Raw genomic sequence first — 1029 nt, 5'->3', positions numbered from 1 at the left:
ATCTTGGAGCAGGCGGCCTGGAGGAGGTTTTCTTTTTTTTCATGATTGAAACGGTTAAGAATGAATCAAAAAATTACCGCTTTTGGGCTGCTTATCGGAGAAACTACCGCAGGTTTAGTGCAACAGCACCTACCCAAAAGTGGCGGTTCAGAGGTTAAATCAAGTGCAGTACTTCTATCCAAGTTTGTGCTTGGTTGACAGCGAGGAGCTTCGAAATCGCCACCTTCGGGTAGCTGCAAAACGTTAGGGTGCATTTAAAAAAATGAGAACTTCGATTACATATCTGATAATTGTGACATTGCTTATTTCCTGCGATCAGGAAAAGCGACTGTTGAAATATTCACAAGAGAAAGCAGACCAATTTGTCGAAATGTATGCTGATGAATTTCTAAAAGACACTGTACTTTTAAGATACAGCTATCACCCAAGAGCACAATTTATCTTCGGACAAGATTCTTCGAACAATTACAGAATATTTCCTAGAGAAACCGAAATCAGAATGATTTGCTTTTCAGACAGCTGCGAATTAACAGAATCATTTAACGAAGCACCATTAAAGCTATCTAAAGGAAGTTACACTCTCAAACAAGACTCGATTTTTACAGAATTGAGTTATGATTCAACGACTTTTCAAATTCACCATTTCAAGCGGAACCCAATAGACTATTTCAACGGACTGAAAAAACAACTTGAGAAATATGGTGCTTTTGCGTACTCCGAATCAAAGGACAAATCATTCATTAAAGTTTATCTATCAGTTCAGTACTACCTTATTTATTCTAAAGATGCTGAAAATGACATTAATGAAGACGAAATATTAAAATCCTATAATGACAATTGGTATTTCGTGAAAATGAAAAGACAAATGGATTTAGGATGAAAAAAATAAAAAAAACGCACCCTAACAACTAGGTTTTCGTTGCGTCCGCAGGACGAACAATGAAACCGATGTTGCACGGAACCGGGGAGGTTCCTATGGGGATTGAGTCGGGATTTTTGGAGCCGTTTGAGTAGGCTGTTCAGGTCAAA

1 protein-coding gene is annotated in these 1029 nt (G+C 38.1%); it reads left to right on the top strand.

What is annotated here, in order from left to right; genetic code table 11:
- The first annotated feature begins 262 nt into the window (after positions 1 to 262).
- Entirely contained in the window at positions 263 to 880 is a 618-nt protein-coding gene (locus J0A68_RS22410) for a hypothetical protein (protein ID WP_206580497.1), read from the top strand.
- Positions 881 to 1029: the final 149 nt, after the last annotated feature.

The organism is Algoriphagus oliviformis (assembly GCF_017254915.1).
Lineage (GTDB): Bacteria > Bacteroidota > Bacteroidia > Cytophagales > Cyclobacteriaceae > Algoriphagus > Algoriphagus oliviformis.
This window is presented reverse-complemented; position numbering and strand designations above follow the sequence as displayed.

Coding starts and splice junctions, on each gene's coding strand:
- J0A68_RS22410 (WP_206580497.1), top strand. CDS start 263: ATGAGAACTTCGATTACATATCTGATAATTGTGACATTGCTTATTTCC.